At 70.4% G+C, this 22,740-nt stretch carries 18 protein-coding genes, 1 pseudogene and 1 riboswitch; of the genes and pseudogenes, 13 read left to right on the top strand and 6 right to left on the bottom strand.

Annotated elements, in window-relative coordinates; translation table 11 throughout:
* Positions 1 to 29: 29 nt before the first annotated feature.
* Positions 30 to 1,142, top strand: a pseudogene (locus tag M0L44_RS12530) (capsule polysaccharide biogenesis protein); the annotation flags it as partial.
* Positions 1,143 to 1,198: 56 nt separating this feature from the next.
* On the opposite strand, the gene metH reads toward M0L44_RS12530, so the two are convergent.
* Complete coding sequence (metH, locus tag M0L44_RS12525) at positions 1,199 to 3,991, bottom strand: methionine synthase (RefSeq protein ID WP_252770018.1); 2,793 nt, start codon at positions 3,989 to 3,991, stop codon at positions 1,199 to 1,201.
* A 73-nt stretch (positions 3,992 to 4,064) separates the two neighbouring features.
* Positions 4,065 to 4,148, bottom strand: a riboswitch (S-adenosyl-L-homocysteine riboswitch).
* Positions 4,149 to 4,367: 219 nt separating this feature from the next.
* On the opposite strand from metH, the gene M0L44_RS12520 reads away from it, so the two are divergent.
* Entirely contained in the window at positions 4,368 to 5,009 is a 642-nt protein-coding gene (locus M0L44_RS12520) for a cyclic nucleotide-binding domain-containing protein (protein WP_252770017.1), read from the top strand.
* On the opposite strand, the gene M0L44_RS12515 is transcribed toward M0L44_RS12520, so the two are convergent.
* On the bottom strand, positions 4,973 to 6,031 hold the full coding sequence (locus M0L44_RS12515) for a homocysteine S-methyltransferase family protein (protein ID WP_252770016.1): 1,059 nt from the start codon (positions 6,029 to 6,031) through the stop codon (positions 4,973 to 4,975). The two genes, M0L44_RS12520 and M0L44_RS12515, sit on opposite strands and share 37 nt — an antisense overlap.
* 144 nt (positions 6,032 to 6,175) lie before the next feature.
* Between M0L44_RS12515 and M0L44_RS12510 the strand changes: the two genes are divergently transcribed.
* The 4 genes from M0L44_RS12510 to M0L44_RS12495 all read left to right on the top strand — a co-directional run bounded on the left by M0L44_RS12510 (position 6,176) and on the right by M0L44_RS12495 (position 10,621).
* Positions 6,176 to 7,462 (top strand): cyclic di-GMP phosphodiesterase, encoded by a 1,287-nt coding sequence (locus M0L44_RS12510; RefSeq protein WP_252770015.1) that lies wholly within the window; start codon positions 6,176 to 6,178, stop codon positions 7,460 to 7,462.
* Positions 7,459 to 9,552 (top strand): EAL domain-containing protein, encoded by a 2,094-nt coding sequence (locus tag M0L44_RS12505; RefSeq protein ID WP_252770014.1) that lies wholly within the window; start codon positions 7,459 to 7,461, stop codon positions 9,550 to 9,552. Before M0L44_RS12510 ends, M0L44_RS12505 begins: the two co-directional genes overlap by 4 nt.
* 82 nt (positions 9,553 to 9,634) lie before the next feature.
* Entirely contained in the window at positions 9,635 to 9,952 is a 318-nt protein-coding gene (locus tag M0L44_RS12500; RefSeq protein WP_252770013.1) for a DUF1840 domain-containing protein, read from the top strand.
* 9 nt (positions 9,953 to 9,961) lie between these two features.
* Positions 9,962 to 10,621, top strand: coding sequence for a histidine phosphatase family protein (locus M0L44_RS12495; protein ID WP_252770055.1), 660 nt, complete (start codon positions 9,962 to 9,964; stop codon positions 10,619 to 10,621).
* Positions 10,622 to 10,636: 15 nt separating this feature from the next.
* On the opposite strand, the gene M0L44_RS12490 is transcribed toward M0L44_RS12495, so the two are convergent.
* The 3 genes from M0L44_RS12490 to M0L44_RS12480 are packed head-to-tail and all read right to left on the bottom strand — an operon-like array spanning position 10,637 to position 12,843.
* Positions 10,637 to 11,515 carry an EamA family transporter gene (locus M0L44_RS12490; RefSeq protein ID WP_252770012.1) on the bottom strand — a complete coding sequence of 293 codons (879 nt, stop codon included), beginning with the start codon at positions 11,513 to 11,515 and terminating at the stop codon, positions 10,637 to 10,639.
* Positions 11,512 to 12,063 carry a phosphonate degradation HD-domain oxygenase gene (locus tag M0L44_RS12485; protein WP_252770011.1) on the bottom strand — a complete coding sequence of 184 codons (552 nt, stop codon included), beginning with the start codon at positions 12,061 to 12,063 and terminating at the stop codon, positions 11,512 to 11,514. The genes M0L44_RS12490 and M0L44_RS12485 overlap by 4 nt, the downstream gene beginning before the upstream one ends.
* 18 nt (positions 12,064 to 12,081) lie before the next feature.
* Positions 12,082 to 12,843 carry a phosphonate utilization associated transcriptional regulator gene (locus M0L44_RS12480; protein WP_252770010.1) on the bottom strand — a complete coding sequence of 254 codons (762 nt, stop codon included), beginning with the start codon at positions 12,841 to 12,843 and terminating at the stop codon, positions 12,082 to 12,084.
* A gap of 158 nt (positions 12,844 to 13,001) precedes the next feature.
* Here M0L44_RS12480 and M0L44_RS12475 point away from each other — a divergent pair, with 158 nt between their 5' ends.
* The 7 genes from M0L44_RS12475 to M0L44_RS12445 are packed head-to-tail and all read left to right on the top strand — an operon-like array spanning position 13,002 to position 20,655.
* Positions 13,002 to 14,036 carry a putative 2-aminoethylphosphonate ABC transporter substrate-binding protein gene (locus M0L44_RS12475; protein WP_252770009.1) on the top strand — a complete coding sequence of 345 codons (1,035 nt, stop codon included), beginning with the start codon at positions 13,002 to 13,004 and terminating at the stop codon, positions 14,034 to 14,036.
* A gap of 17 nt (positions 14,037 to 14,053) precedes the next feature.
* A complete protein-coding gene (locus M0L44_RS12470) occupies positions 14,054 to 15,142 on the top strand; it encodes a putative 2-aminoethylphosphonate ABC transporter ATP-binding protein (protein ID WP_252770008.1) in 1,089 nt (362 codons plus the stop codon).
* Positions 15,139 to 16,884 carry a putative 2-aminoethylphosphonate ABC transporter permease subunit gene (locus M0L44_RS12465; RefSeq protein ID WP_252770007.1) on the top strand — a complete coding sequence of 582 codons (1,746 nt, stop codon included), beginning with the start codon at positions 15,139 to 15,141 and terminating at the stop codon, positions 16,882 to 16,884. The genes M0L44_RS12470 and M0L44_RS12465 overlap by 4 nt, the downstream gene beginning before the upstream one ends.
* A gap of 40 nt (positions 16,885 to 16,924) precedes the next feature.
* On the top strand, positions 16,925 to 18,034 hold the full coding sequence (locus tag M0L44_RS12460; protein WP_252770006.1) for a 2-aminoethylphosphonate--pyruvate transaminase: 1,110 nt from the start codon (positions 16,925 to 16,927) through the stop codon (positions 18,032 to 18,034).
* 5 nt (positions 18,035 to 18,039) lie between these two features.
* Complete coding sequence (locus M0L44_RS12455; RefSeq protein ID WP_252770005.1) at positions 18,040 to 18,738, top strand: HAD family hydrolase; 699 nt, start codon at positions 18,040 to 18,042, stop codon at positions 18,736 to 18,738.
* Positions 18,739 to 18,759: 21 nt separating this feature from the next.
* A complete protein-coding gene (gene phnX / locus M0L44_RS12450) occupies positions 18,760 to 19,575 on the top strand; it encodes a phosphonoacetaldehyde hydrolase (RefSeq protein ID WP_252770004.1) in 816 nt (271 codons plus the stop codon).
* 45 nt (positions 19,576 to 19,620) lie between these two features.
* On the top strand, positions 19,621 to 20,655 hold the full coding sequence (locus M0L44_RS12445) for a sulfotransferase family 2 domain-containing protein (protein WP_252770003.1): 1,035 nt from the start codon (positions 19,621 to 19,623) through the stop codon (positions 20,653 to 20,655).
* Positions 20,656 to 20,686: 31 nt separating this feature from the next.
* On the opposite strand, the gene M0L44_RS22120 is transcribed toward M0L44_RS12445, so the two are convergent.
* Complete coding sequence (locus M0L44_RS22120) at positions 20,687 to 22,630, bottom strand: methyl-accepting chemotaxis protein (protein ID WP_290429056.1); 1,944 nt, start codon at positions 22,628 to 22,630, stop codon at positions 20,687 to 20,689.
* Positions 22,631 to 22,740 lie beyond the last annotated feature (110 nt).

Genomic DNA, 22,740 nt, shown 5'->3' with positions numbered 1-22,740 from the left:
CGGTGTTCCGTCGCCCGGCCCCGCTCGCCATGGTTCCTTCCTCCCTCCAACAGCTGCTGTCCTGTCATCGCACCCTGCTTCTGCAGGGGCCGATGGGGCCGTTCTTCGCGCGGTTGGCAAGTCTGTTGCGCGAACAGGGCCAGCAGGTCTGGAAGGTGAATTTCAATGGCGGGGATGAACACTTCTTCCCGCCCGGCGATGGGGTGATCCGTTTCGATCGGGCACTGTCGGAGTGGCCAACCCGCCTGCGCGGCCTGCTGAGCGACCTGGCGATCGATGCGATCGTGCTGTTCGGCCAGTCGCGCCGGATGCACGAGATGGCACTGCAGCTTGGCAGGGAGCTGGGGCTGCGGGTGTTCGTCTTCGAGGAAGGCTATATGCGGCCGGACTACGTCACCCTCGAAGTCGGCGGCGTGAACGCCGAGTCTGGGCTGCCCCGTCACACCGGGTTCTATACCGCGCTGGTGCCCGAGCCTCAGCCCACTCCCCGCCCCACGGGTCAGAGCTTCCGTGGCGTGGCCGACCTCGCGATGCGCTACGGCTGGGAAATGTGGCGTGCGCGCCAGCGCTTCCCCCACTACGAACATCACCGCTGCCTGCACCCGGTGCGCGAAGGCAGCCGCTGGCTGCGGGGGGGCTGGCGCAAGTGGCGCAACCGCTGGGCCGAGCGCCACATGCAGGATTTCCTGGCCGCCCGCGAGCAGCACAAGCGCTACTTCCTGGTGCCGCTGCAGGTCCACAACGATGCCCAGGTGACCTGCCATTCCCGCTTCGGCTCGGTGGCCGAGTTCATTGCCGAGGTGATGGCGTCTTTTGCGCAGCATGCGCCGCAGGACAAGCTGCTGGTGTTCAAGCACCATCCGCTGGACCGGCCCTACAACGATTACCGCGGCCTCATCGCCGAGCAGGCACGGCAGCTGGGTCTGACCTCACGGGTGCATTACATCCACGACCAGCACCTGCCCACGCTGTTGCAGCATGCCCGCGGCGTGGTCACGATCAACAGCACGACCGGCCTGCAGTCGCTCTACCACGGCACCCCGGTGGTGACGCTGGGCGACTGCTTCTACGCGGTGAAGGGCATGGTCCACGCCGGGCCGCTGGCCGCCTTCTGGCGGCAGCCGGGGCGGGTGGATCGGGCGCTGTTTCGCAAGTTCCGCGAGCACGTGATCCGCGAAACCCAGCTCAACGCGAGTTTCTACGCCGAGGCCCCCGGCTTGCCGGCCGCGGTTGAGGCATTCAACACCGGCGACAGGCGCCGCCGTGCCTTGGCTTCGTCCACACCCAGCGCGGCGGACCAGGCGGCCAGCTGGTCCTCGCCCACCGCACCCACGTTGAAGTAGGTCGCCTGCGGGTGGGCCAGGTAGAAGCCACTGACACTGGCCGCCGGCGTCATCGCCATGCTCTCGGTCAGGCCCATGTCGATGGCCTCGGCCTGCAGCACCCGGAACATGTCGGCCTTCACGCCATGGTCCGGACAGGCCGGGTAGCCCGGCGCCGGGCGGATGCCCTGGTATTCCTCGGCGATCAGATCGGGGTTGCTCAGCGCCTCCTGCGGCGCGTAGCCCCACAGCTCGGTGCGCACCCGCTGGTGCAGGCGCTCGGCAAAGGCCTCGGCCAGGCGGTCGGCCAGGGCCTTGAGCAGGATGGCGTTGTAGTCGTCATGGGCGGCCTCGAACTCGGCGGCCTTCTTGTCGGCGCCCAGGCCGGCCGTCACCGCGAACAGGCCGATGTGGTCGGCGCCCTGGCCCTTGGGGGCGATGAAGTCGGCCAGTGAACGGTTGGGACGCGGCACGCCGTCGATCACCGGGCGTTCCTGCTGCTGGCGCAGCGGCGCCCAGCGCATCAGCACCTCCTGGCGGGTCTCGTCGCGGTAGATCTCGATCACGTCGTCGTCCACCGTGTTGGCCGGGTAGAAGGCCAGCACGCCGTTGGCCTGCAGCCAGCGGCCATCGATCAGGCGCTTGAGCATGGCCTGGCCATCGGCGAAGACCTTGCGGGCGGTGTCGCCCACCACCGCATCGTCCAGGATGGCGGGGTAGGGGCCGGCCAGGTCCCAGGTCTGGAAGAAGGGTCCCCAGTCGATGCAGTGGGCCAACTCGGCCAGGTCGTAGTGGCGGAATTCGCGCCGACCCAGGAACTTGGGCGCGGACGGCAACAGCGTCCAGTCCACCGGCGTCTTGTTGGCGCGGGCCTGGGCCAGCGTCACCAGCGGGGTCTGCTTCTTGTTGGCGTGTTGCCGGCGCACCCGCTCGTAGTCGGCCTCCAGCTCGGCGATGTAGGCCGCGGCGCGCTCGTCGCTCAGCAGGTCCGAGCAGACACCCACCGCGCGCGAGGCGTCCGGCACATAGACCACCGGGCCTGCGTAGTTCGGCGCGATCTTGACCGCGGTGTGCACCCGGCTGGTGGTGGCGCCGCCGATCAGCAGCGGCATCTGCCGCTCCGCGAACCAGGGGTCGCGCGCCATCTCGGCGGCCACATGCTGCATCTCCTCCAGGCTGGGCGTGATCAGACCGGACAGGCCGATGATGTCGGCCCCTTCGGCCTTGGCCCTGGCCAGGATGTCCTGGCAGGGGACCATCACCCCCATGTTCACGACCTCGAAGTTGTTGCACTGCAGAACCACCGTGACGATGTTCTTGCCGATGTCGTGCACGTCGCCCTTGACGGTGGCGATGACGATCTTGCCCTTGGGCTTCACGTCGCCGCCGGCGTCGGCCAGGGCCTGCTTCTCGGCCTCGATGTAGGGCAGCAGATGGGCCACAGCCTGCTTCATCACGCGGGCGCTCTTGACCACCTGGGGCAGGAACATCTTGCCGGCGCCGAACAGGTCGCCCACCACGTTCATGCCGGCCATCAGCGGACCTTCGATCACGTGCAGCGGGCGCCCGCCGCTGGCATGGATGGCCTGCCAGGCTTCCTCGGTGTCGGTCTCAATGAAGTCGGTGATGCCGTGCACCAGGGCGTGCGAGAGGCGCTCGTTGACCGGCGCGGCGCGCCAGGCCAGCTTGGCGCTGTCGTCCTTGGCGGCACCCTTGACCTGCTCGGCGATCTCCAGCAGGCGCTCGGTGGGGGTCTTGGCCGCCTCGCCCGGCTGCAAGACCGGCGTGCGGTTCAGCACCACGTCCTCGACGCGCTCGCGCAGCACCGGGTCCAGGTCGTCGTAGACGCCGATCATCCCGGCGTTGACGATGCCCATGTCCATGCCCGCCTGGATGGCGTGGTAGAGGAACACGGTGTGGATGGCCTCGCGCACCGGCTCGTTGCCGCGGAAGCTGAAGCTCACATTGGACACGCCGCCCGAGACCTTGGCGCCAGGCAGGTGGGCCTTGATCCAGCGGGTGGCCTCGATGAAGTCCACCGCGTAGTTGTCATGCTCCTCGATGCCGGTGGCGATCGCGAAGATGTTGGGGTCGAAGATGATGTCCTCGGGCGGGAAGCCCACCTGCTCGACCAGGATGCGGTAGGCCCGCTCGCAGATCGAGGTCTTGCGCTGGTAGGTGTCGGCCTGGCCCTGTTCGTCGAAGGCCATCACCACGGTGGCGGCGCCGTAGCGGCGGATCAGCCGGGCCTGGCGGATGAACTCGGCCTCGCCTTCCTTCAGGCTGATCGAGTTGACGATGCCCTTGCCCTGGATGCACTTGAGGCCTGCCTCGATCACGCTCCACTTGGAGCTGTCGATCATGATGGGCACGCGGGCGATCTCGGGCTCGCTGGCGATCAGGTTCAGGAAGCGCACCATCGCCGCCTGGCTGTCCAGCATCGCCTCGTCCATGTTGATGTCGATGATCTGGGCGCCGTTCTCCACCTGCTGGCGGGCCACGGCCAGAGCCTTCTCGTATTCGCCGGCCAGGATCATGCGGGCGAACACCTTGGAGCCGGTGACATTGGTGCGCTCGCCGATGTTGACGAACAGGCTCTGTGCGTCGATCAAGACCGGCTCGAGACCGGACAGGCGCATGGGCGGGGGGGCAAGGAGGTCGGCAGGCATGGCGGCAGCGGCAGAAGAAAGGCGCGGACAACACCCTGGCGGGGGCGGCAGCAGACGCAACTCACCCACGGCACAGGGGTGAGCGTCGTTGAATTCTTCACCAAGCCTGACGCGAAGGCGTGGATCTCACGCTCGCGCTGCAACGCTCCTTGGCAGATGAGGCGAGATTCTACCGGCAGCGCCCCGGGGTGCCCGGGCGCAGGCGGCGGGCTGCCCCGGCGCGGCGGGGGATCCTCAAACATGGGGATGGGGCCACAGCCATTCACCATTTCACACGGAATGCGTGGCGCAAGGGAGGAGGATCCTTCTCCCAGAGAAGTGATGGCGCTAGGCTTCAACTTCCCTTACGCTGCATCCGATTGTTTGTCGTCGTTCCATGGCCTTCCAATTCCTGTCCGCCGATGAGCCCTGGATGATCCAGGCCGCCGAGTTGCTGTGCCGGCCATCGGTGCTGTCCGATCTGCGCAAGTCCGATGCCCGCTGCATCGTGTCTTACATGCGGCCCTGCCGTTTCGAAGACGGGGACGTGCTGCTGCAGGAGGGCGAGCAGGGCGAAAACGCCCACATGCTGCTGGTGCTGCATGGCGATGTGAGCGTGGAGACCTCGGTGATGAGCCGGGAGCAGCCGGTGGTCGTGACCGTGCTGGGCGAGGGGGGACTGATCGGCGAGATGGCGCTGCTCGATGGCTCGCCCCGGGTGGCGACCTGCGTGGCGCAGTCCACCGTCATCTGTGCCAGCCTGACCCGGCGCGACCTGCGGCGGATGATGGACGACGAGCCGGTGGTGGCGGCCCGCCTGCTGGCCAGCATCGGCGAGCGCCTGGCCGAGCGGCTGCGCGAGGCCAACCGCCAGCAGCGTCTGTACCACCAGCTGATGCGGGCCATGCAGGACGAGATCGACGAACTGGGGCGCCAGCTCCAGTGCGTGATCGGAGGCTCGGTGCAGCGGGGCCAGGCCGAAGCCGCCGCCGAGCGAGGCGCTCAGCCGGCCAGCAGCTGGCCGAACAGCGGATCCTGAGGGTGGCGTGGCCGGTAGGGCCGCACCTTCTTTGCAATGGCGGCAATGTGTTCCGGCGTCGTGCCGCAGCAGCCCCCCACGATGTTCAGGAAGCCGGCCTTCGCGAAATCGGCCATCAGGCCGCCGGTGATCTCCGGGGTCTCGTCGAAGCCGGTTTCGCTCATCGGGTTGGGCAGGCCGGCGTTGGGGTAGCAGCTGATGCAGGTGTCCGGGGCGATGCGGCCCAGTTCCTCGATGTAGGGGCGCATCAGCGCGGCGCCCAGCGCGCAGTTCAGGCCCACGGCGATCGGCTTGGCGTGCCGCACCGAATGCCAGAACGCCGCCACCGTCTGACCGGACAGGATGCGGCCTGAGGCATCGGTCACCGTGCCGGAGATGATCACCGGCAGGCGCTCGCCGCTGCGCTCCATCACCTCGTCCAGCGCGAAGATGGCCGCCTTGGCGTTCAGGGTATCGAAGATGGTCTCCACCAGAAACAGGTCCACCCCGCCGTCCAGCAGGGCCTGGGCCTGTTCGGCGTAGGCCGTGCGCAGTTCGTCGAAGCTGATGTTGCGCGCCCCCGGGTCGTTCACGTCCGGGCTGATGCTGGCGGTGCGCGGCGTCGGACCCAGGGCGCCGGCCACGAAGCGCGGCTGCTCGGGCGTGCTGAACTTGTCAGCCGCCTGGCGGGCGACGCGGGCGGCGGCCAGATTCATCTCGCGGGCCAGCGGCGCCAGGTCGTAGTCCGCCTGGGCCACCGAGGTGGCGCCGAAGGTGTTGGTCTCGATGATGTCCGCGCCGGCGGCCAGGTACTGCTCGTGGATCTCGCGGATCACGTCCGGGCGGGTCAACACCAGCAGGTCGTTGTTGCCCTTGAGGTCCTTGGGGTGGTTCTGCAGGGCGGCGTTGCGGAAATCGGCCTCCTGCAGCTTGTAGCGCTGGATCATGGTGCCCATCGCTCCGTCGATGATGACGATGCGCTGGCGCAGCAGGGCCGGCAGGGCGGCGCCACGCGTGTAAGGATGCGGTGCGGGGGAGGTCATGCCGCCATTTTAGGGAGTACGCTCTGCCCCGGCCCGCAGGGGCCTGGATGGCGTCGGGTGGACTGGCTCAAGTTTTCCCGCCGGGTGGCCGAAACAGATCCTGAAGAGGTCGCCATCGGCGTGCGACTTCCTGGGAGGCACAGAATGTCAGCAACGGCGATGGTGGCGGTCGAGGATTTGCGGGTGGGCATGTTCGTCCACCTGGATGTGGGCTGGATGTCCCATCCCTTCCCGCTGTCGAGCTTCAAGATCAGTTCGATGGAGCAGATCGAGGTGATCCGCGGACTGGGCATGAAGCAGCTGCGCTGGAGCCCGGAGCGCAGCGACCCCGAGCCGGTCGCGGGCGACCCCTCCGAGGCGGTGGCGCCCATGGCCGACACGCCCGCCGAGCGCCCCATCGATCCGGCCGAAGCCGCCCGCCGTGCCGAGGCCGCCTGGGTCGAGCACCAGCAGTCCTCCCTGCGCGTCTGCGAGCGCCAGTACATGGAAGCCTGTCGCGACCTGCGCAAGATCACCGACCGCCTGGGCGCCGAGCCGCAGCAGGCCCGGGAGGCCGCCGAGCAGCTCTCGCGCGCCATGCTGGACAAAATGCTGGTGGAGGGTGACCTGTGCGTGCGCCTGCTGGGCGAGCCGCTGAGCGACCGCGCCACCGCCCATGCGATGAACGTCACCGTGGTCTCGCTGCTGCTGGCGCGCTCGCTGCAGATGGCCGAGGCCGACCTGCTGGACCTGGGCACCGGCGCCCTGCTGCACGACATCGGCAAGCTGGCCCTGCCCGAGCGGGTGCGCCTGCCGCGGGATGACTTCAGCACCGCCGAGCATGCGCTGTACCGAGACCACGTGGCCCAGGGCGTCGTCCAGGGGCAGCGCATGGGGCTCAAGCCCGCAGCCCTGCTGGTGCTCGCCCAGCACCATGAATTCGCCGACGGCACCGGTTTCCCGCGCGCCTCCAAGCTGGAGAGCCAGTCGGTGCTGGCGCGGGTGGTGTCCATGGTCAACCTCTACGACAACCTCTGCAACGCGGCCATGCCCTCGCAGTCGCTGACGCCGCACGAGGCCCTCTCGCGCATGTTCGCCCAGTCGCGCAACAAGTTCGACGTGACCATCCTGAGCGGCTTCATTCGCCTGATGGGCATCTACCCGCCGGGCTCGGTGGTGCAGCTCAGCGACGACCGCTATGCCACGGTCATGTCCATCAATGCTGCGCGGCCCCTGAAGCCGCGGGTGCAGGTCTACGACCCCAGCCGCTCCAGCAGCCGCGCGCTGCACCTGGACCTGGAACAGACGCCGGACCTGGGCATTCGCCGCAGCCTGCGGGCCGACCAGTTGCCGGCCGCTGCGGCCGACTGCCTGGCCCCGCGTCTGCGGGTGGCCTATTTCTTCGACGTGGAACCGGTGGCCGCTCCTGCGGATGCGCCGGCCCTGGTGTGATTCCGCACGAACCCGGCCTGCTGGCGGCCCCCGGGTTGCTGCTGGGCGCCGACCAATGGCTGGAGGGCCTGGAGGGTCCGGCCTGGCTGGTCGATGCCAGCGACTGGACGGTCCGCCTGGTGAACCGGCCGGCCCTGGCCTGGCTGGGGTTGGGGCTGGCGCAGTGCCTGGGCCAGCCGGCCGAAGCCCTGCTGCCGGGCCTGGAGGACCAGGTCTTCTGGTCCGAGCTGCGTGCCGGGCACCCGGGCCAGCTGGCGTCGGACACCGAGGTGCTGCGCCCGCAGGGCCTGGCCCAGGTGCACCGCCGCATCGTGCCGCTGGGCGTGCCGGCCCGTGCCTATCTGGTGACCGTGCAGGATCGCAGCCAGGAGGCCCGCGCCGCCAGCGAGCGCGAAACCTTGCTGGCTGAACTGCGCGCCACGCTGGAATCCACCGCCGACGGCATCCTGGTGCTGGACACCGCCGGCCGCATCCGGGCCTTCAACCGGCGCTTCGCCCAGCTCTGGGACCTGCCGGAGGAGGCCCTGGCCGAGCCGGCCGATGCCGCCGTGCTGGACTGGATGCGGCGCTCGGTGCTGCAGCCCGAGGCCTACCAGCAGCGGGTCGACGAGATCAACGCCCAGTTGCTGGTCAGTGGCACCGATGCGGTGGCCCTGCTCAACGGCCGCCTGCTGGAGCGCTACACCCAACCGCAGTGGAGCCAGGGCCGGCCGATCGGCCGGGTCTACTCCTTCCGCGAGCTGGCTCGCAGCCGCGCCACGGCGCCGGTGTCTGCCGGCGCCAGCGGGCTGGATGGCAGCACCGGCTGGCCCAACCGCCACCGCTTCCTGGAGGAGCTGGACGAGGCGGTGCTCCAGGCCCGCGACGACGGCCAGCCGCTGGCCGTGCTGGTGGTGGAGTTCGACCGCCATGCCCTGTTCGCTGCCGACGGCTCGGCCCGGGCCCGTGGCATGGACGAACTGGTGGAGGCCCTGCGCGCCACGGTGCGTGAGCCGGCCCAGGTGGGCCGCCTGGGCGCCGCGCGCTTTGCCGTGCTGCTGCGCCCGGCCGGTGAATCGGCCGCCGAGGCCCTGGCGCGCCGCCTGGTGCAGCTGGCCACCCGTCCGGGGCCGGCCCTGCTGGCCACCGCCGGGCTCAAGGTGCATGTGGGCGGTGCCGTCTATCCGCAGGCCGGCTGGTGCGGCGAGGAGCTGCTGCAGCACGCCGAGAAGGCCTTGCAGCGGGCCCGCGGCGCCGGCGTGGCCGGCTGGGAGCTGCACCGCGGCAGCACCGAGCAGGTGCACGAGGGGCGGCGCCAGCAGCGGCTGGAGCAGGCCGTGCGCGAGGGCCTGTCCAGCACCGCCTTCCGCCTGCAGTTCCAGGCCCGTTTTGCCAGCGCCAGCGGCGAGATCCAGGCCATGGAGGCCCTGCTGCGCTGGCAGGATCCGCAGGAAGGCCTGATGCTGCCGCCGCGCTTCATGCCGCTGGCCGAGCGGGCCGGGCTGATGCGGGCCCTGGACGACTGGGCGCTGGAGCAGGCGGTGCAACAGGCCGTGGCCTGGGCGCACAAGGGCTGGCACCAGGCGCTCACAGTCAACGTCAGTGGCGAGACCCTGGCCGAGCCGGCCTATGCCCGCCGGGTGGCGGCCGTGCTGGCCCATGCCGGCTGGCCGGCGCGCCAGCTCGAATTGGACGTCACCGAGACCGCCCTGCGGCGTGACCCGGAGGCCGCTCTGAGCAACCTCGACGCCCTGCACCGCCTGGGCGTGCGACTGGTGCTGGACGATTGGGGCCTGGACGATTGCGCCCTGAACTGGCTGCGGCGGGTGCCCTTCACCGCGGTCAAGATCGACCGCCGGCTGCTGCGTGCGGTGCCCGACCATGGGGCCGAGGCCGATCTGGTGCGGGGCCTGACCCAGGTGGCCCGCGCGATGGGCCTGCAGGTGTTGGCCGAAGGGGTCGAGCACGAGGCCCAGCGGGCCTTCGTCACCGACACCCTGGGCTGCCAGGGTTGGCAGGGCCTGCTGGGTTCGGCCGCGCTGGATCCCCGCGCCTGCGAGCGGGTGCTGGCCCGCCAGGTCCGGCCCACCGTGGCCCTGGCGCTGCGCTGATCTGTCCGGCGGGCCCCGGGTGGGCACAATGGCGGCTATGCCGCCCGGCTTCGCGGGCGCGCGCCAGCCAGGATCGTCCGCCATGTACAAATTCCGCAGCCAGGCCGCCGCCGACCTGATCATGCTCACCCCCGCCGGCGACCGCGTGCTGGCGCTGCTGGGCCGCGAGCCCGCGCCCAAGGGCATCATCGAGGTCGCCGACATGGCCCAGGCCATCGAGCGTCTGAGCGCGGCGGTGGCCGCCGACGAGGCCGCGCGCCAGCAGGCTCCCACCGACGAGGACGAGGGCGAAGGCCGCCGGCCGGCCGAGGCCGTCTCGCTGCGCCAGCGGGTCTGGCCCCTGGTCCAGATGCTGCGCACCTGCCAGGCGGCCGACGAGCCCGTCGTCTGGGGAGTCTGAACGGTGAGCATGCCCGAGCCCACCCGCCTGATCGCCATTCGCCACGGCGAGACCGAATGGAACGTCGGCACCCGGCTGCAAGGGCAGATGGACGTGCCGCTGAACGCCCGGGGCCAGCAGCAGGCCCGCCGCGTGGGCCAGGCCCTGCAGCACGATGCCCCGCAGGTGCTGGTCAGCAGCGATCTCTCCCGCGCCCGCCAGACGGCCGAGGCCGTGGCCGCCGCCACCGGCCTGCCGCTGCAGCTGGACGCGGGTCTGCGTGAGCGGCATTTCGGCATCTGGCAGGGCCACACCTACCAGGAGGTCGAGACCGGCTGGCCCGAGCAGAGCGAGCGCTGGCGCCGCCGCGAACCCGATTTCGGCCCCGAAGGCGGCGAGACCCTGCAGCAGTTCTTCGACCGCGTGGTGGCCAGCGCCACCCGGCTGGCCCAGGCCCACGCCGGCCAGACCCTGGTGCTGGTGGCCCATGGTGGCGTGCTGGACTGCCTGTACCGCGCCGCCTCGCGCATCGCGCTGAATGCGCCCCGCACCTGGGAACTGCCCAACACCGGCATCAACCGCCTGCTGTGGACGGGCGAGGGCTTCACCCTGGTGGGCTGGGCCGATGTGCAGCACCTGGACGACGAGGCCCGGGACGAGTCGTCCGACCGCGTGGGCCATGCGGCCTGAGCATCCCGCCCGGCCTCAGCCCAGGCGCAGCAGCATCACCCCGCCGACGATCACCCCGGTCCCCATGGCCCGCTGCCAGCCGAAAGGCTCGCGCAGCAGCCAGGTGCCCAGCAGGGCGGCGAACAACACCGAGGTTTCGCGCAGCGCCGCCACCATGGCCACCGGCGCATGGGTCATGGCCCACAGCGCAATGCCGTAGCTGCCCAGCGAGGCGGTGGTGCCCAGCAGCGCCACCGGCCAGCGCCGGGCCGCGTAGGCCCGCACCGGGGCCAGGTCGGCGCGGCGTTGCCACAACACCAGGCTCAGGTAGGGCAGGCCGTCGAAGAGGAAGAGGGCGGCGATGTAGGCGGGCGCGTTGCCGCTCACCCGCACCCCGATGCCATCCACCAGCGTGTAGGCGGCGATGAACAGCGCATTGGTCAGGGCATAGCGCAGCGCGGTGCGCCGCCGGGCCTCGTCGCCCTGGCCGCGCAGGGCGCTGCGCGACAGGCCCAGGATCAGCACCCCCGCGCAGAGGGTGAACACCCCCAGCCAGGCCAGCGGCGAGAGGCCCTCACCGATCAGCGCATGGCTGGCCAGCGCCACCAGCAGCGGCGCGCTGCCGCGCATCAGCGGATAGGTCAGACCCAGGTCGCCATGCCGGTAGGCCCCGGCCAGCGAGGTGTAGTAGCCGATGTGGATCAGCGTGGAGCCCAACACATAGGGCCAGGCGGCGACCGGCGGTGGGCCGAACATCGCCAGCAGCGGCAGGGCCGTCACCGTGCCCAGGCCGTGGATCAGGGCCGTGTCCAGGGCCTTGTCCTGCGAGGATTTGATCAGGGCATTCCAGCTGGCATGCAGGGCTGCGCCCAGCAGCACGGCCAGCAGCACCCCACCGCTGATGTCGAGGCTCATGGGGTCAGGCTGCAGCGGCGCGCGATGGCCAGGTAATGGGCCAGGGACGGCGTGTCCAGGTGGGGCTGCTTGGCCAGGTCGTCCCACAGGCGCAGGCGCAGCGCCTCGGCGGCGTGGGGGCGGGCCTGGAAGGCAGCGGCTTGCGCGGCGTCGAACACGCCGCCTTGCAGTGCCAGGCTGCGCTGCGAGTCGGCCGACAGGGCTTCCAGGTAACCCGGCCGGGTGGCGCACAGGCAGCGCTTGGCGTCCACGTGCAGCGAGATGGCGTCCAGCACCCGGTCGGGGAACACCCCGCGCAGAAAGGGCAGGGCCACGAACTGGTGCAGGTCGTCGATGCCGCGCAGCGTCGGGGTCTCGCCCTGGTCGTTGAGCAGGTGGCCCAGGTCGTGCAGCAGGGCCGCGGTGACGAGTTCATCGTCCGCGCCCTCCTGTTCGGCCAGCCAGGCCGACTGCAGGGCGTGCTCACGCTGGGTCACGGGCTCACCGCTGTACTGGGCGTCGCCCTTGTGCAGCAGGAGCCATTCAATGTCGGCAAGGCTGAGAGACATGGTGGGTGGGTTCCGGGTTCAGGCGCTGCGGCGTGCTGTGCTACGGGGGCGTGCCGGGCGGGGCGCGGTCGCCATGGCTTGCACGGCGCTGGCGCCTTCGGGTGTCAGGCCGTGCTTGACGCGGGTGCGCTCGCGGCTGGCCATCACATGGTCGAACATGGCGCGGCCGGCGGCGTCGACATCGCCGGCGGCAATGGCCTTGACGATCTGCCGGTGCTCTTTGGCGTAGACGGCCATGCTCTCGGGCGTGAGGTTCTGGCGCCGGAACAGCATCAGCTCCTTGGTCAGCTTGCGGTAGACGGCCGTGAGCTTGGCGTTGCCAGCCAGCGTCAGCATGAGGTCGTGGAAGGCCAGGTTGGCCTCGTGGAAGGCGGGCGCGTCGTGGGCCTTGGCGGCGGCCTCCATGGTCTCGACGGCGCGGCGCAACTCGCGCACCTGCGCCACGGCCAGGGTCTGCGCCAGCTTGCGGCCGACGTGGGCGTCCATCAGCGCGCGCACCTCGAAGATCTCCAGGGCCTCCTCGACCGGGATCTCGCGCACGAAGACGCCGCGGTTCTTCTCGGTGCGCACCAGGCCGGCTTCCTCCAGCATGCGGAAGGCCTCGCGCACCGGACCACGCGAAACCCCCAGCTCCTCGGCCAGCGCGGCTTCGGTCAGCTTGTCGCCGGCCTGCAACGTGCCTTCGAGGATCTTGCGCTCGATGGCGGCCTGCACCAGGTTGGCCAGTGAGTTGCACTGAAGCTGTGCGATGGTGGGCGGGGCGGGGGGCTTCGAGCTCATGGTGGAGAAAGTGTAGACGAGCCTCGATGACAGATTGTCAACAATCTGCAATCAAGCCTCTTCAGAATGAACTGGTCCCGAACTTGCTCAAGCGCTGTCACGCGCTTGTCATGTCCGCAGGCCACAAGTCCGTGGTCACTCACACCCTGGAGATAGCGATGAAATTCTGGAAGTCGATCCTGGCCGGCCTGATGGGCGCGGCGCTCTCCGCTGGCGCGCTGGCCGAGAAGACCACGCTGACTGTCTACACCGCCCTGGAGACCGACCAGCTCAAGGCCTACCAGGCTGCCTTCAACGAGGCCAACCCCGACATCGAGATCAAGTGGGTGCGCGACTCCACCGGCGTGATCACCGCCAAGCTGCTGGCCGAGAAGGCCAACCCGCAGGCCGACGTGGTCTGGGGCGTGGCCGCCTCCAGCCTGGCCCTGCTGGACATCAACGGCATGCTGGAGCCCTACGCCCCGCTCAACCTCGACGCCATCATGTCGCAGTACCGTGACAAGAAGACGCCGCCGGCCTGGTTCGGCATGGACGTCTTCGGCGCCACCATCTGCTTCAACACCGTCGAGGCCAAGAAGCGCGGCATCCCGGCGCCCACCAGCTGGAAGGATCTGACCAAGCCCATCTACAAGGGCCAGATCGTGATGCCCAACCCGGCCTCCTCGGGCACCGGCTACTTCGACGTCAACGCCTGGCTCAAGCTCTGGGGCGACGACAACGGCAAGGGCGGCGGCTGGAAGTACATGGACGCGCTGCACGAGAACATCGCCCAGTACACCCACTCCGGCTCCAAGCCCTGCAACATGGCGGCCTCGGGCGAGTACGTGGCCGGCATCTCCTTCGAGTACCGCGGCTACAGCAACAAGGCCAAGGGCGCCCCCATCGACCTGATCTTCCCCAAGGAAGGCCTGGGCTGGGACCTGGAGGCCTTTGCCATCCACAAGGGCACCAAGCACCTGGCCGCGGCCAAGAAGCTGGCCGACTGGGCCTCGAGCAAGGACGCGATGTTCCTGTACGGCAAGAACTTCGCGATCACGGCGCAGCCGGGCGTGGCGCCCAAGCTCAAGGGCATCCCGGACGACTATGAGCAGCGCCTGGTGAAGCTGGACTTCGCCGAGTCCGCGGCCAACCGCGCCCGCGTGCTGGCCGAGTGGACCCAGCGCTACGACGGCAAGAGCGAGAAGAAGAAGTAATTCCGAAGGTGGCATCCATGACGCAGTCCCCGGCCTACCTGACCCTGCAGGGGGTCAGCAAGCGCTTTGGCGGCTTCACCGCGCTGGAGGACATCGACCTGTCCATCCAGCGGGGCGAGTTCGTCTGCTTTCTCGGGCCGTCGGGCTGCGGCAAGACCACCTTGCTGCGCATCGTGGCGGGACTGGAACCCCACAGCGGTGGCACGCTGGTGCAGGACGGGCGGGACATCTCCCGCCTGCCGCCGGCCCAGCGTGACTACGGCATCGTGTTCCAGTCCTACGCCCTGTTTCCCAACCTGAGCGTGGCCGACAACGTGGCCTACGGCCTGGTCAACCGCCGCCAGCCCCGCGCGCGCATCGACGCCCGCGTGGCGGAGCTGCTGGCGCTGGTGGGCCTGCCCGGCAGCGGGTCCAAGTTCCCGGCCCAGATGTCCGGCGGCCAGCAGCAGCGGGTCGCGCTGGCCCGCGCCCTGGCCACCTCACCGGGCCTGCTGCTGCTGGACGAGCCGCTGTCCGCACTGGACGCCATCGTGCGGGTGCGGCTGCGCGAGGAACTGCGCGCGCTGCAGCGCCGCCTGGGCGTGACCACCATCATGGTCACGCACGACCAGGAGGAGGCCCTCTCGGTGGCCGACCGCATCGTGGTGATGAACCAGGGCCGCATCGAGCAGGTCGGCACGCCGATGCAGATCTACCGCGAACCAGCCTCGGCCTTCGTGGCCGACTTCGTCGGCAAGGTCAACCGCCTGCCGGCCATCGCCGAAGGCGATCGCTGGTTCCGCAGCGGTGACTTCCGCTGGCAGTGCCCGCCGGGGCAGGGGGCCGATTTCCGCAGCGGCGCCTCGGTCTGGCTCTACCTGCGGCCTGAAGATCGGGTGCTCGACGGCCTGCCCGCCGACCACCCCGAGGCCTGCGAAGGCCAGGTGCGGCAGGTCGAGTTCCTGGGCGGCAACTGCCTGGCCGAGGTGGACCTGCCCGGCCTGCCCACGCCGCTGCAACTGCAGTTCTCGCTCAACCAGATGGACGAGTACCAGGTGCGCGAAGGCGGCACGCTGCGCTTTGCCCTGCGCAGCGACCGCCTGCGCGTGTTCCCGGCGGTGGCATGAGCGTTCGTTCCCTGTCTGCCGAGGCGGGCGCCGTGGTGTTGCCCGCCGCCCCGGCCCTGCGGCTGCACTGGACAGACTGGCTGGCCCGTGCCGGCCTGCTGGCCCTGGCCGGCCTGCTGGGTGTGGGCCTGATGGGGCCGCTGCTGGCCCTGCTGGGCCAGGCCTTCGAGCCCGGCGTGGTGGACGGCCAGCGCCAAAGCGCCTGGCAGCACTTTGCCGCCTACCTGGGCTCGCCGGCCCTGCTGGACAGCCTGTGGCACAGCCTCTGGGTGTCGGTGCTGGTCACGCTGATCGTGCTGCCCCTGGCCTTCACCTTCGCCTATGCGCTCACCCGCAGCGCCATGCCGGCCAAGGGCCTGTTCCGCACGCTCAGCCTGGTGCCGCTGCTGGCGCCCTCGCTGCTGTCGGCGCTGTCGCTGATCTACTGGTTCGGCAACCAGGGTCTGGCCAAGGAGGTCTGGCTGGCGCTGGGTTTCGACGGCATCTATGGCGCCCCGGGCATCGTGCTGGCCGAGTGCTTCGCCGTCTTCCCGCACACCCTGATGATCCTGGTCACCGCGCTGACCCTGGCCGACGCGCGGCTGTACGAGGCCGCCACCGCCCTGGGCACCTCGCGCTGGCGGGTCTTCTTCACCATCACATTGCCGGGGGCCAAGTACGGCCTCATCTCGGCCGCGCTGGTCACCTTCACCCTGGTCGTCACCGACTTCGGCGTGCCCAAGGTGGTGGGGGGCGATTTCAACGTGCTGGCCACCGATGTGTTCAAGCTGGTCATCGGCCAGCAGGACTTCCAGCGCGGTGCGGTGGTGGCCCTGCTGCTGCTGGCCCCGGCCCTGCTGACCTTCGGCGTGGACCACTGGGTGCAGCGCCGCCAGACCGCCCAGGTCGGCGCCCGCGCGGTGCCGCTGGTGCCGCGCCGCTCGGCCGGCTTCGACGCCCTGATGACCGCCTACTGCAGCCTCATCGCCCTGCTGATGCTGGCGATGGCGGGCATGGCGGTCTTTGCTTCCCTGGTGCGCTTCTGGCCCTACAACCTCGCGCTCAGCCTGGACCACTACACCATGGGTCTGGTGGACGCCGAACTGGGCGACGCGCTCATCAACAGCCTGAAACTGGCCGCGGCCACCGCGCTGATCGGGCCGGTGGTGGTCTTCCTGGGCGCCTACCTGCTGGAGAAGACCCGCGGCTGGCCCGCGCTGCGCCCGCTGCTGCGCCTGATGGCCATGCTGCCCATGGCCGTGCCGGGGCTGGTGCTGGGCCTGGGCTCCATCTTCTTCTTCAACGCGCCGGCCAACCCGCTGCACGGCCTCTACCAAACGAGCGCGCTGCTGGTGCTGTGCACCGTGGTGCACTTCTACACCACCGGCCACCTGACGCTGGTGACCGCGCTGAAGGCGCTGGACCCGGAGTTCGAGGCGGTGTCGGCCTCGCTGAAGGTGCCCTTCACCACCACGCTGAGGCGGGTCACGCTGCCCATCTGCCTGCCGGCGCTCATCGACGTCTCGCGCTACTTCTTCGTCAACGCGATGACGACGATCTCGGCCGTGGTCTTCCTCTACACCCCGGACACCAAGTTGGCCTCGGTGGCCATCCTGAACCTGGATGAGGCCGGCGAGATCGGCCCGGCCGCCGCGATGGCGGTGCTGATCATGGCCACCTCCCTCACCGTCAACGGGCTCTACCTGGCGCTGGGCACCTGGGCCCAGCGCCGCACCCAAGCCTGGCGCCAGCCGGCGCGCTGACGCCGTGCTCCCTTTGTCTTCCCCGCTCCCGCCGCTCACCATGGACCGCGACAACATCCTCCTCACCCCCGGCCCGCTGACCACCAGCCTGCGTACCAAGCTGGCCATGCTCAAGGACTGGGGCTCCTGGGACACCGATTTCAACGCCCTGACCGCGCGGGTGCGCAGCGGTCTGCTGGACATCCTGCACGCCAGCGACAGCCATGTCGTCGTGCCCCTGCAGGGCAGTGGCACCTACAGCGTGGAGGCCGCGGTGGCCACCGTGGTGCCGCGCGACGGTCACCTGCTGGTGCTGGACAACGGCGCCTACTGCAAGCGCATGGCCAAGCTCGCCACCCTGATGGGCCGGCGCACCACCGTGCTGTCCTTCGCCGAGCACGGGCCGGTCGATCCAGTCCAGCTGGCCCAACACCTGGCCGCCGACCCCAGCATCACCCACGTCGGCCTGATCCACTGCGAGACCGGCACCGGCGTGGTCAACCCGCTGGCCGAGGTGGCCGCCGTCTGCGAGGCCGCCGGCCGCGGGCTGATCGTCGATGCGATGAGCTCCTTCGCCGCCCTGCCCATCAATGCCCGGAGCCTGCGCTTCGACGCCCTGGTGGCCGCCAGCGGCAAGTGCCTGGAAGGCGTGCCCGGCATGGGCTTCGTGTTCCTGCGCCGGGCCATCCTGGACGGCTGTGCCGGCCGCAGCCACTCGCTGGCCATGGACCTGCACGACCAGCACAGCTACATGGAACGCACCGGCCAGTGGCGTTTCACCCCGCCCACCCATGTGGTGGCCGCGCTGGCCTGCGCGCTGGACCAGTACGAGGAGGAGGGCGGCCAGCCGGCCCGCCTGGCCCGCTACACCGCCAACTTCGACACCCTGATGGCCGGCATGGCGGCCCTGGGCTTCGACACCTTCCTGGCCCCCGAGCACCTGTCGCCCATCATCGTCACCTTCCATGCGCCGAAAGACCCGCGCTACGGCTTCCCGGCCTTCTACGCCGGGGCCAAGGCCCATGGCTTCATGCTGTATCCGGGCAAGCTGACCGAGGTCGAGACCTTCCGCGTCGGCTGCATCGGGGCCATCGGCCCCAGGGAGATGCAGCAAGCCGTGGACGCGGTGGCCCACACCCTGGCCGGCATGGGCCTGAGCCGGGCGGACTGAAAGCCATGGGCGACACCCTGGCCCTGTTCGACCTGGACCACACCCTGCTGACGGGCGACAGCGACACGCTGTGGTGCGACTTCCTGGTGGCCCGCGGCCTGCTGGGGCCGGACTTCGCCGAGCGCAATGCCGCGCTGGCCGCCGGCTACCGGGCCGGCACCGTGGGGGTGGAGGCCTTCTGCCGCTTCTATGCCGGCACGCTGGCCGGCCGTGCGCCGGCCGACTGGGCACCGCTGCTGCAGGACTTCCTGGGCGAGGTGCTGCGTCCCCGCATCCCGGCTTCGGCCCAGGCCCTGGTGCATCAGCACCGGGCGCAGGGCCACCGCCTGCTGCTGACCAGCGCGACCAACCGCGTGCTGGCCGCGCCCAGCGCGGCCGAGCTGGGCTTTGCCGAGCTGCTGGCCACCGAGCTGGCGCTGGACGGTGCGGGCTGCTTCACCGGCGAGCTGCTGGGCACCCCCAACATGCGCGAAGGCAAAGTGGCCCGGCTGCAGGCCTGGCTGGCCGGGCAGGGCCTGGCGCCGGACGAGGCCGAGCAGGCCCTGGCCCGGGCCTGGTTCTACAGCGACTCGATCAACGACCTGCCGCTGCTGCTGGCCGTGGGCCACCCGGTGGCGGTGGACCCCGACCCCCGCCTGGCCCAGGAGGCGGGCCAGCGCGGCTGGCCGGTGCTGACCCTGGCGCGGGATGCCCACGCCCCCTGAAGAACACACCAGGAACACACCATGCACACCCCCCCCCACACCCTGACTGCCGTGGTCTTCGACTGGGCCGGCACCATCCTCGATTTCGGCTCCCGGGCCCCGATGGGCGCCTTCGTGCGCCTGTTCGAGCAGTTCGGCATCACGCTGACCATTGCCGAGGCGCGCGGCCCCATGGGCATGGCCAAGTGGGACCACATCCGCACCCTGGGCGATCTGCCCTCCGTGGCCGCCCAGTGGCAGGCCCGCCACGGCCGGCCGCTGAGCGACGCCGACGTGGACCGCCTCTACGAGGTCTTCACGCCGATGAACGCGGCCGTCATCCCGGACTTCGCCGACTTCATCCCCGGTGCGCTGGAGACGGTGGCCGCCCTGCGCGCCCGAGGCCTGAAGATCGGCTCCACCACCGGCTACAACCGGCCCATCATGGAGGTGGTGACCCGCCTGGCCAGTGCCGCCGGCTACACGCCGGACAACCTCGTCTGCGCCGGCGACCTGGCCGCAGGCCGGCCCACGCCGCTGATGATGTACCGCTGTTTCGCCGACCTGGGCGTCTGGCCGCCGCACACCGTGGTCAAGGTGGACGACACCGGCGTCGGCCTGGCCGAGGGCCTGAACGCCGGCTGCTGGACCGTGGGCGTGGCCGTCAGCGGCAATGCGGTGGGCCTGTCTCGCCCGGAATGGGAGGCCCTGCCGGCCGAGGCCCAGCAGGCCCTGCGCGAGAAGGCCACGGCGCAGCTGCGGGCCGAAGGGGCGCACTATGTCGTCGACAGCGTGGCCGATCTGCTGCCGGTGCTGGACGACATCCAGGCCCGATTGGCGCGCGGCGAAAAGCCCTGAGCGCCCAGGCGCGCCGGAGGGCCGGCTTGGACTAAGCTCGCGGCCATGGATTTCGATCGCTTGCTGCAGCAGCTGCGCACCCTGGACCCCTCGGTGCTGGACATGCCGCCCAGCCCCCGGCAGCTGCAGCTGGTGCGGGCGGTGCTCCAGGTGGTGCACGATGCCGCCGAGCAGGCCGCGCCGGGCAAGCCACAGCACCTGCCCGGGCTGGGGGCGTTTCGTCACCGTCCGCCGCCGCCGGAAGGCGAGGGCGGCGGCAAGCCCCGGCGCCGGATGATGTTCGTGCCCGATGACGTGGCCCCCCTGCAGGAGGACACCGCCCGGCGCTGGCGTGAAGTGCTGTGCCAGCCCGAGCCGCCGCTGCTGGACCCCCAGGGGCGCTTCGTGGTGCTGTTCTCGCCCAAGTCGGCCTGCTCCAGCGTGGTGATCTGGTTCTTCCATCTGCTGGGGCTGTATGACGAAGCCCGGGCCTACGATGAATGGCCCCACCAGTACCGGCTGCTCCGCTTCTATGCGCGAGAGGACTATCTGGCCGCCCGCGCCACCGTGGGTCCGCAGCAGGTGCAGGTGCTCAAGGTCGTGCGCGACCCGCTGCGCCGGGCTGTGTCGAGCTTTCGCCATGCCGTGGGCCTGGGCTATGCCAACGACGCCATCCGCCGGGCCATCGGTGTCGATGTCCCGACCCAGGGCCTGTCCTTCCGCCAGTTCATCGACTTCCTCGAGACCGAGGACCTGGCCCATTGCGATGTGCACCACCGCGAGCAGTGGCATCCGCTGGAGGCGGTGAAGGCACCGGACATGGTGATCAACATCGACCGCGGGGATCTCTTCTCCGGGCTCAATGCCTTCGAGGCCCGGCTGAGCCTGCCGACCACCGACTTCACCCGGCTGTCCTGGGTGCACGAGCTGCAGGCCACCCGGGTGCCCGAGGCCATCACCGGCGAGCTCGACACGCTCTACCAGCGGCCCCTGACGGTGTCGCAGGCCCGACATGGCCCCTGGCCTTCGCAGCTGCTCTCGGCCGATGCGCGTCAGCGCCTGCAGCGCCTGTACGGCCGCGACGTGATGCTCTACGCCTGAGGGGCGCCTGGGTGCTTCGGTGGGGCTGCGCTCAGTGGCCCAGCCGGAAGACCGAGATCGCCTGCTGCAGCTGCTCGGCCTGGCTCTGCAGGCTGTCGGCCGCCGCGGCCGTCTGCTCCACCAGGGCCGCGTTCTGCTGCGTGGCCTGGTCCATCTCCCGCATGGCCTGGCCCGCGTCGCTCACGCCCGCGCTCTGCTGCTGGCTGGCTTCGCTGATCTCGCCGACGATGTCGTTGACCCGCCGGATCGAATCGACCACGCCCTGCATGGTCTGACCGGCCTCGCCCGCCAGGGCATTGCCTTGCCCGACCCGCTGCACGCTGGCGTCGATCAGGCCTTTGATCTCGCGCGCCGCCTCGGCGCTGCGCTGGGCCAGGGTGCGCACCTCGCCGGCCACCACGGCAAAGCCACGACCCTGTTCGCCGGCGCGGGCGGCTTCCACGGCGGCGTTCAAGGCCAGGATGTTGGTCTGGAAGGCGATGCCATCGATCACGCCGATGATGTCGGCCATCTTCTGGCTGGCCTGGTGGATGTCGCGCATCGTCGCCACCACGTTCTCCACCACGCCGCCGCCCTGCTGGGCCACCGCGCTGGCGGCCTGGGCCAGCTGGCTGGCCTGGGCGGCGTTGGCGGCGCTGTGGCGCACGGTCTCGGTGATCTGCGCCATCGTCGAGGCGGTGCGCTGCAGGTGGGCCGCCGTGGTCTCGGTGCGCTGCGACAGGTCGCTGTTGCCGCCGGCAATCTCGCGGCTGGCGGTGGCGATGGCGTCGCTGGCCTGGCGCACATCGTGCAGCCGCGCGGCCACCCGGGTGCGCACGGTCTCCAGGCTGTGGGCCAGTTGGCCCACCTCGTCCTGGCGGCCCTCATGCACCGTTTGGCTGAAGTCGCCTTCGGCCAGCCGGCCCAGGTCGGCCTGCAGGGCGGCCAGGGGCTGGCTGATGAAGTGGCGTGCGGCCCAGCCCATGGCCACGGCAGCCAGCACCATGCCGCCCCCCAGCACGCCCCACAGCGTGATCAGGTCGCTGCGGGTGCCGGCCATCATCGCGGCCTCGGGGATTTCGGTGACCACGGCCCACTGCCACTTGGGTTGCCAGACCCAGGCCAGGTGGCGCCGCGCCCCGGCCTGGCCCAGGCCCGTGGCCCCGGTCCAGCCGGGCAGGTCGCCAGCGGTCTGCCCGGCGGCCACCGCGCTGCGGATGGCGGCCACCACCGGGGCGTCGGCGCCCAGCCGCTCGCCGGCCTGGGTCAGGCCGAACGCGGCGCCCAGCGTGGGGCCCTCACGCAGGTCCAGGGCATAGGCGCGGCTGTCGCCACGGCCGGCGCGCTGGAAGGCCTCGGCCAGCATCTTCTGCTGCACGGCCATCTCCGAGCCGATGAACAGCGAGCCGATCACCTTGCCGGCCTGCACGACCGGCTCGTAGCGGGTCATGTAGGTGTGGCCGAACAGCACGGCCCGGCCGGTGTAGGGTTGGCCGGCGTTGAGCAGGGCCCAGGCCGGGTGCTTGCGGTCCAGCAGCGTACCCACGGCGCGGCTGCCGTCCTCCTTCTTCAGGCTGGTCACCAGGCGCCGATAGTCGTCGCCTTCGCGCACGAAGACGGTGGCCACCCCGCCGGTCGATTGGGCAAAGGCATCGACGGCGCCGAAATCGTCGTCCAGCGGGATGCCACCCATCATCAACGTGGTCTTGCCCTCGGCCTCACCCGTGGTGAGGAGCTCGGGCGGCAGCTTCTCCTTGAGCAGCGAGAAGCCCTTCCTGGCGGCTTCGCCGCCGCTGGCGTCGACCTCTTCGATGGTGTGGGTCAGGGCCTCGGCGTCGTGGTGCAGGGCCGCCACCTGGTCCTCGTGTTCGCGGGACCACATGTGCGCCGAGAAGGCGCCCAGCAGGACCAGCAGGACCGAGCAGGCCAGGCCGGCGCTCAGCAGGATCTTGGTGCTGACACGCCACTGGGCATGGGCGAACGGGGGCATCTTCATCGCACGTCTCCGTCGAAGGCGGGTGCCCATCGGCGCCATTGCCGACGGGAAAGCCTGTGTTATCGGTGGAAACCCCGAGCGATGAAGTCGGGAAAAGGGCACCGTTCGTC

This window comes from Ideonella oryzae (assembly GCF_024055665.1).
Classification (GTDB): domain Bacteria; phylum Pseudomonadota; class Gammaproteobacteria; order Burkholderiales; family Burkholderiaceae_C; genus Ideonella; species Ideonella oryzae.
Note: the sequence above shows the minus strand (reverse complement) of the source record. Positions and strands in the feature narration are given on the sequence as shown.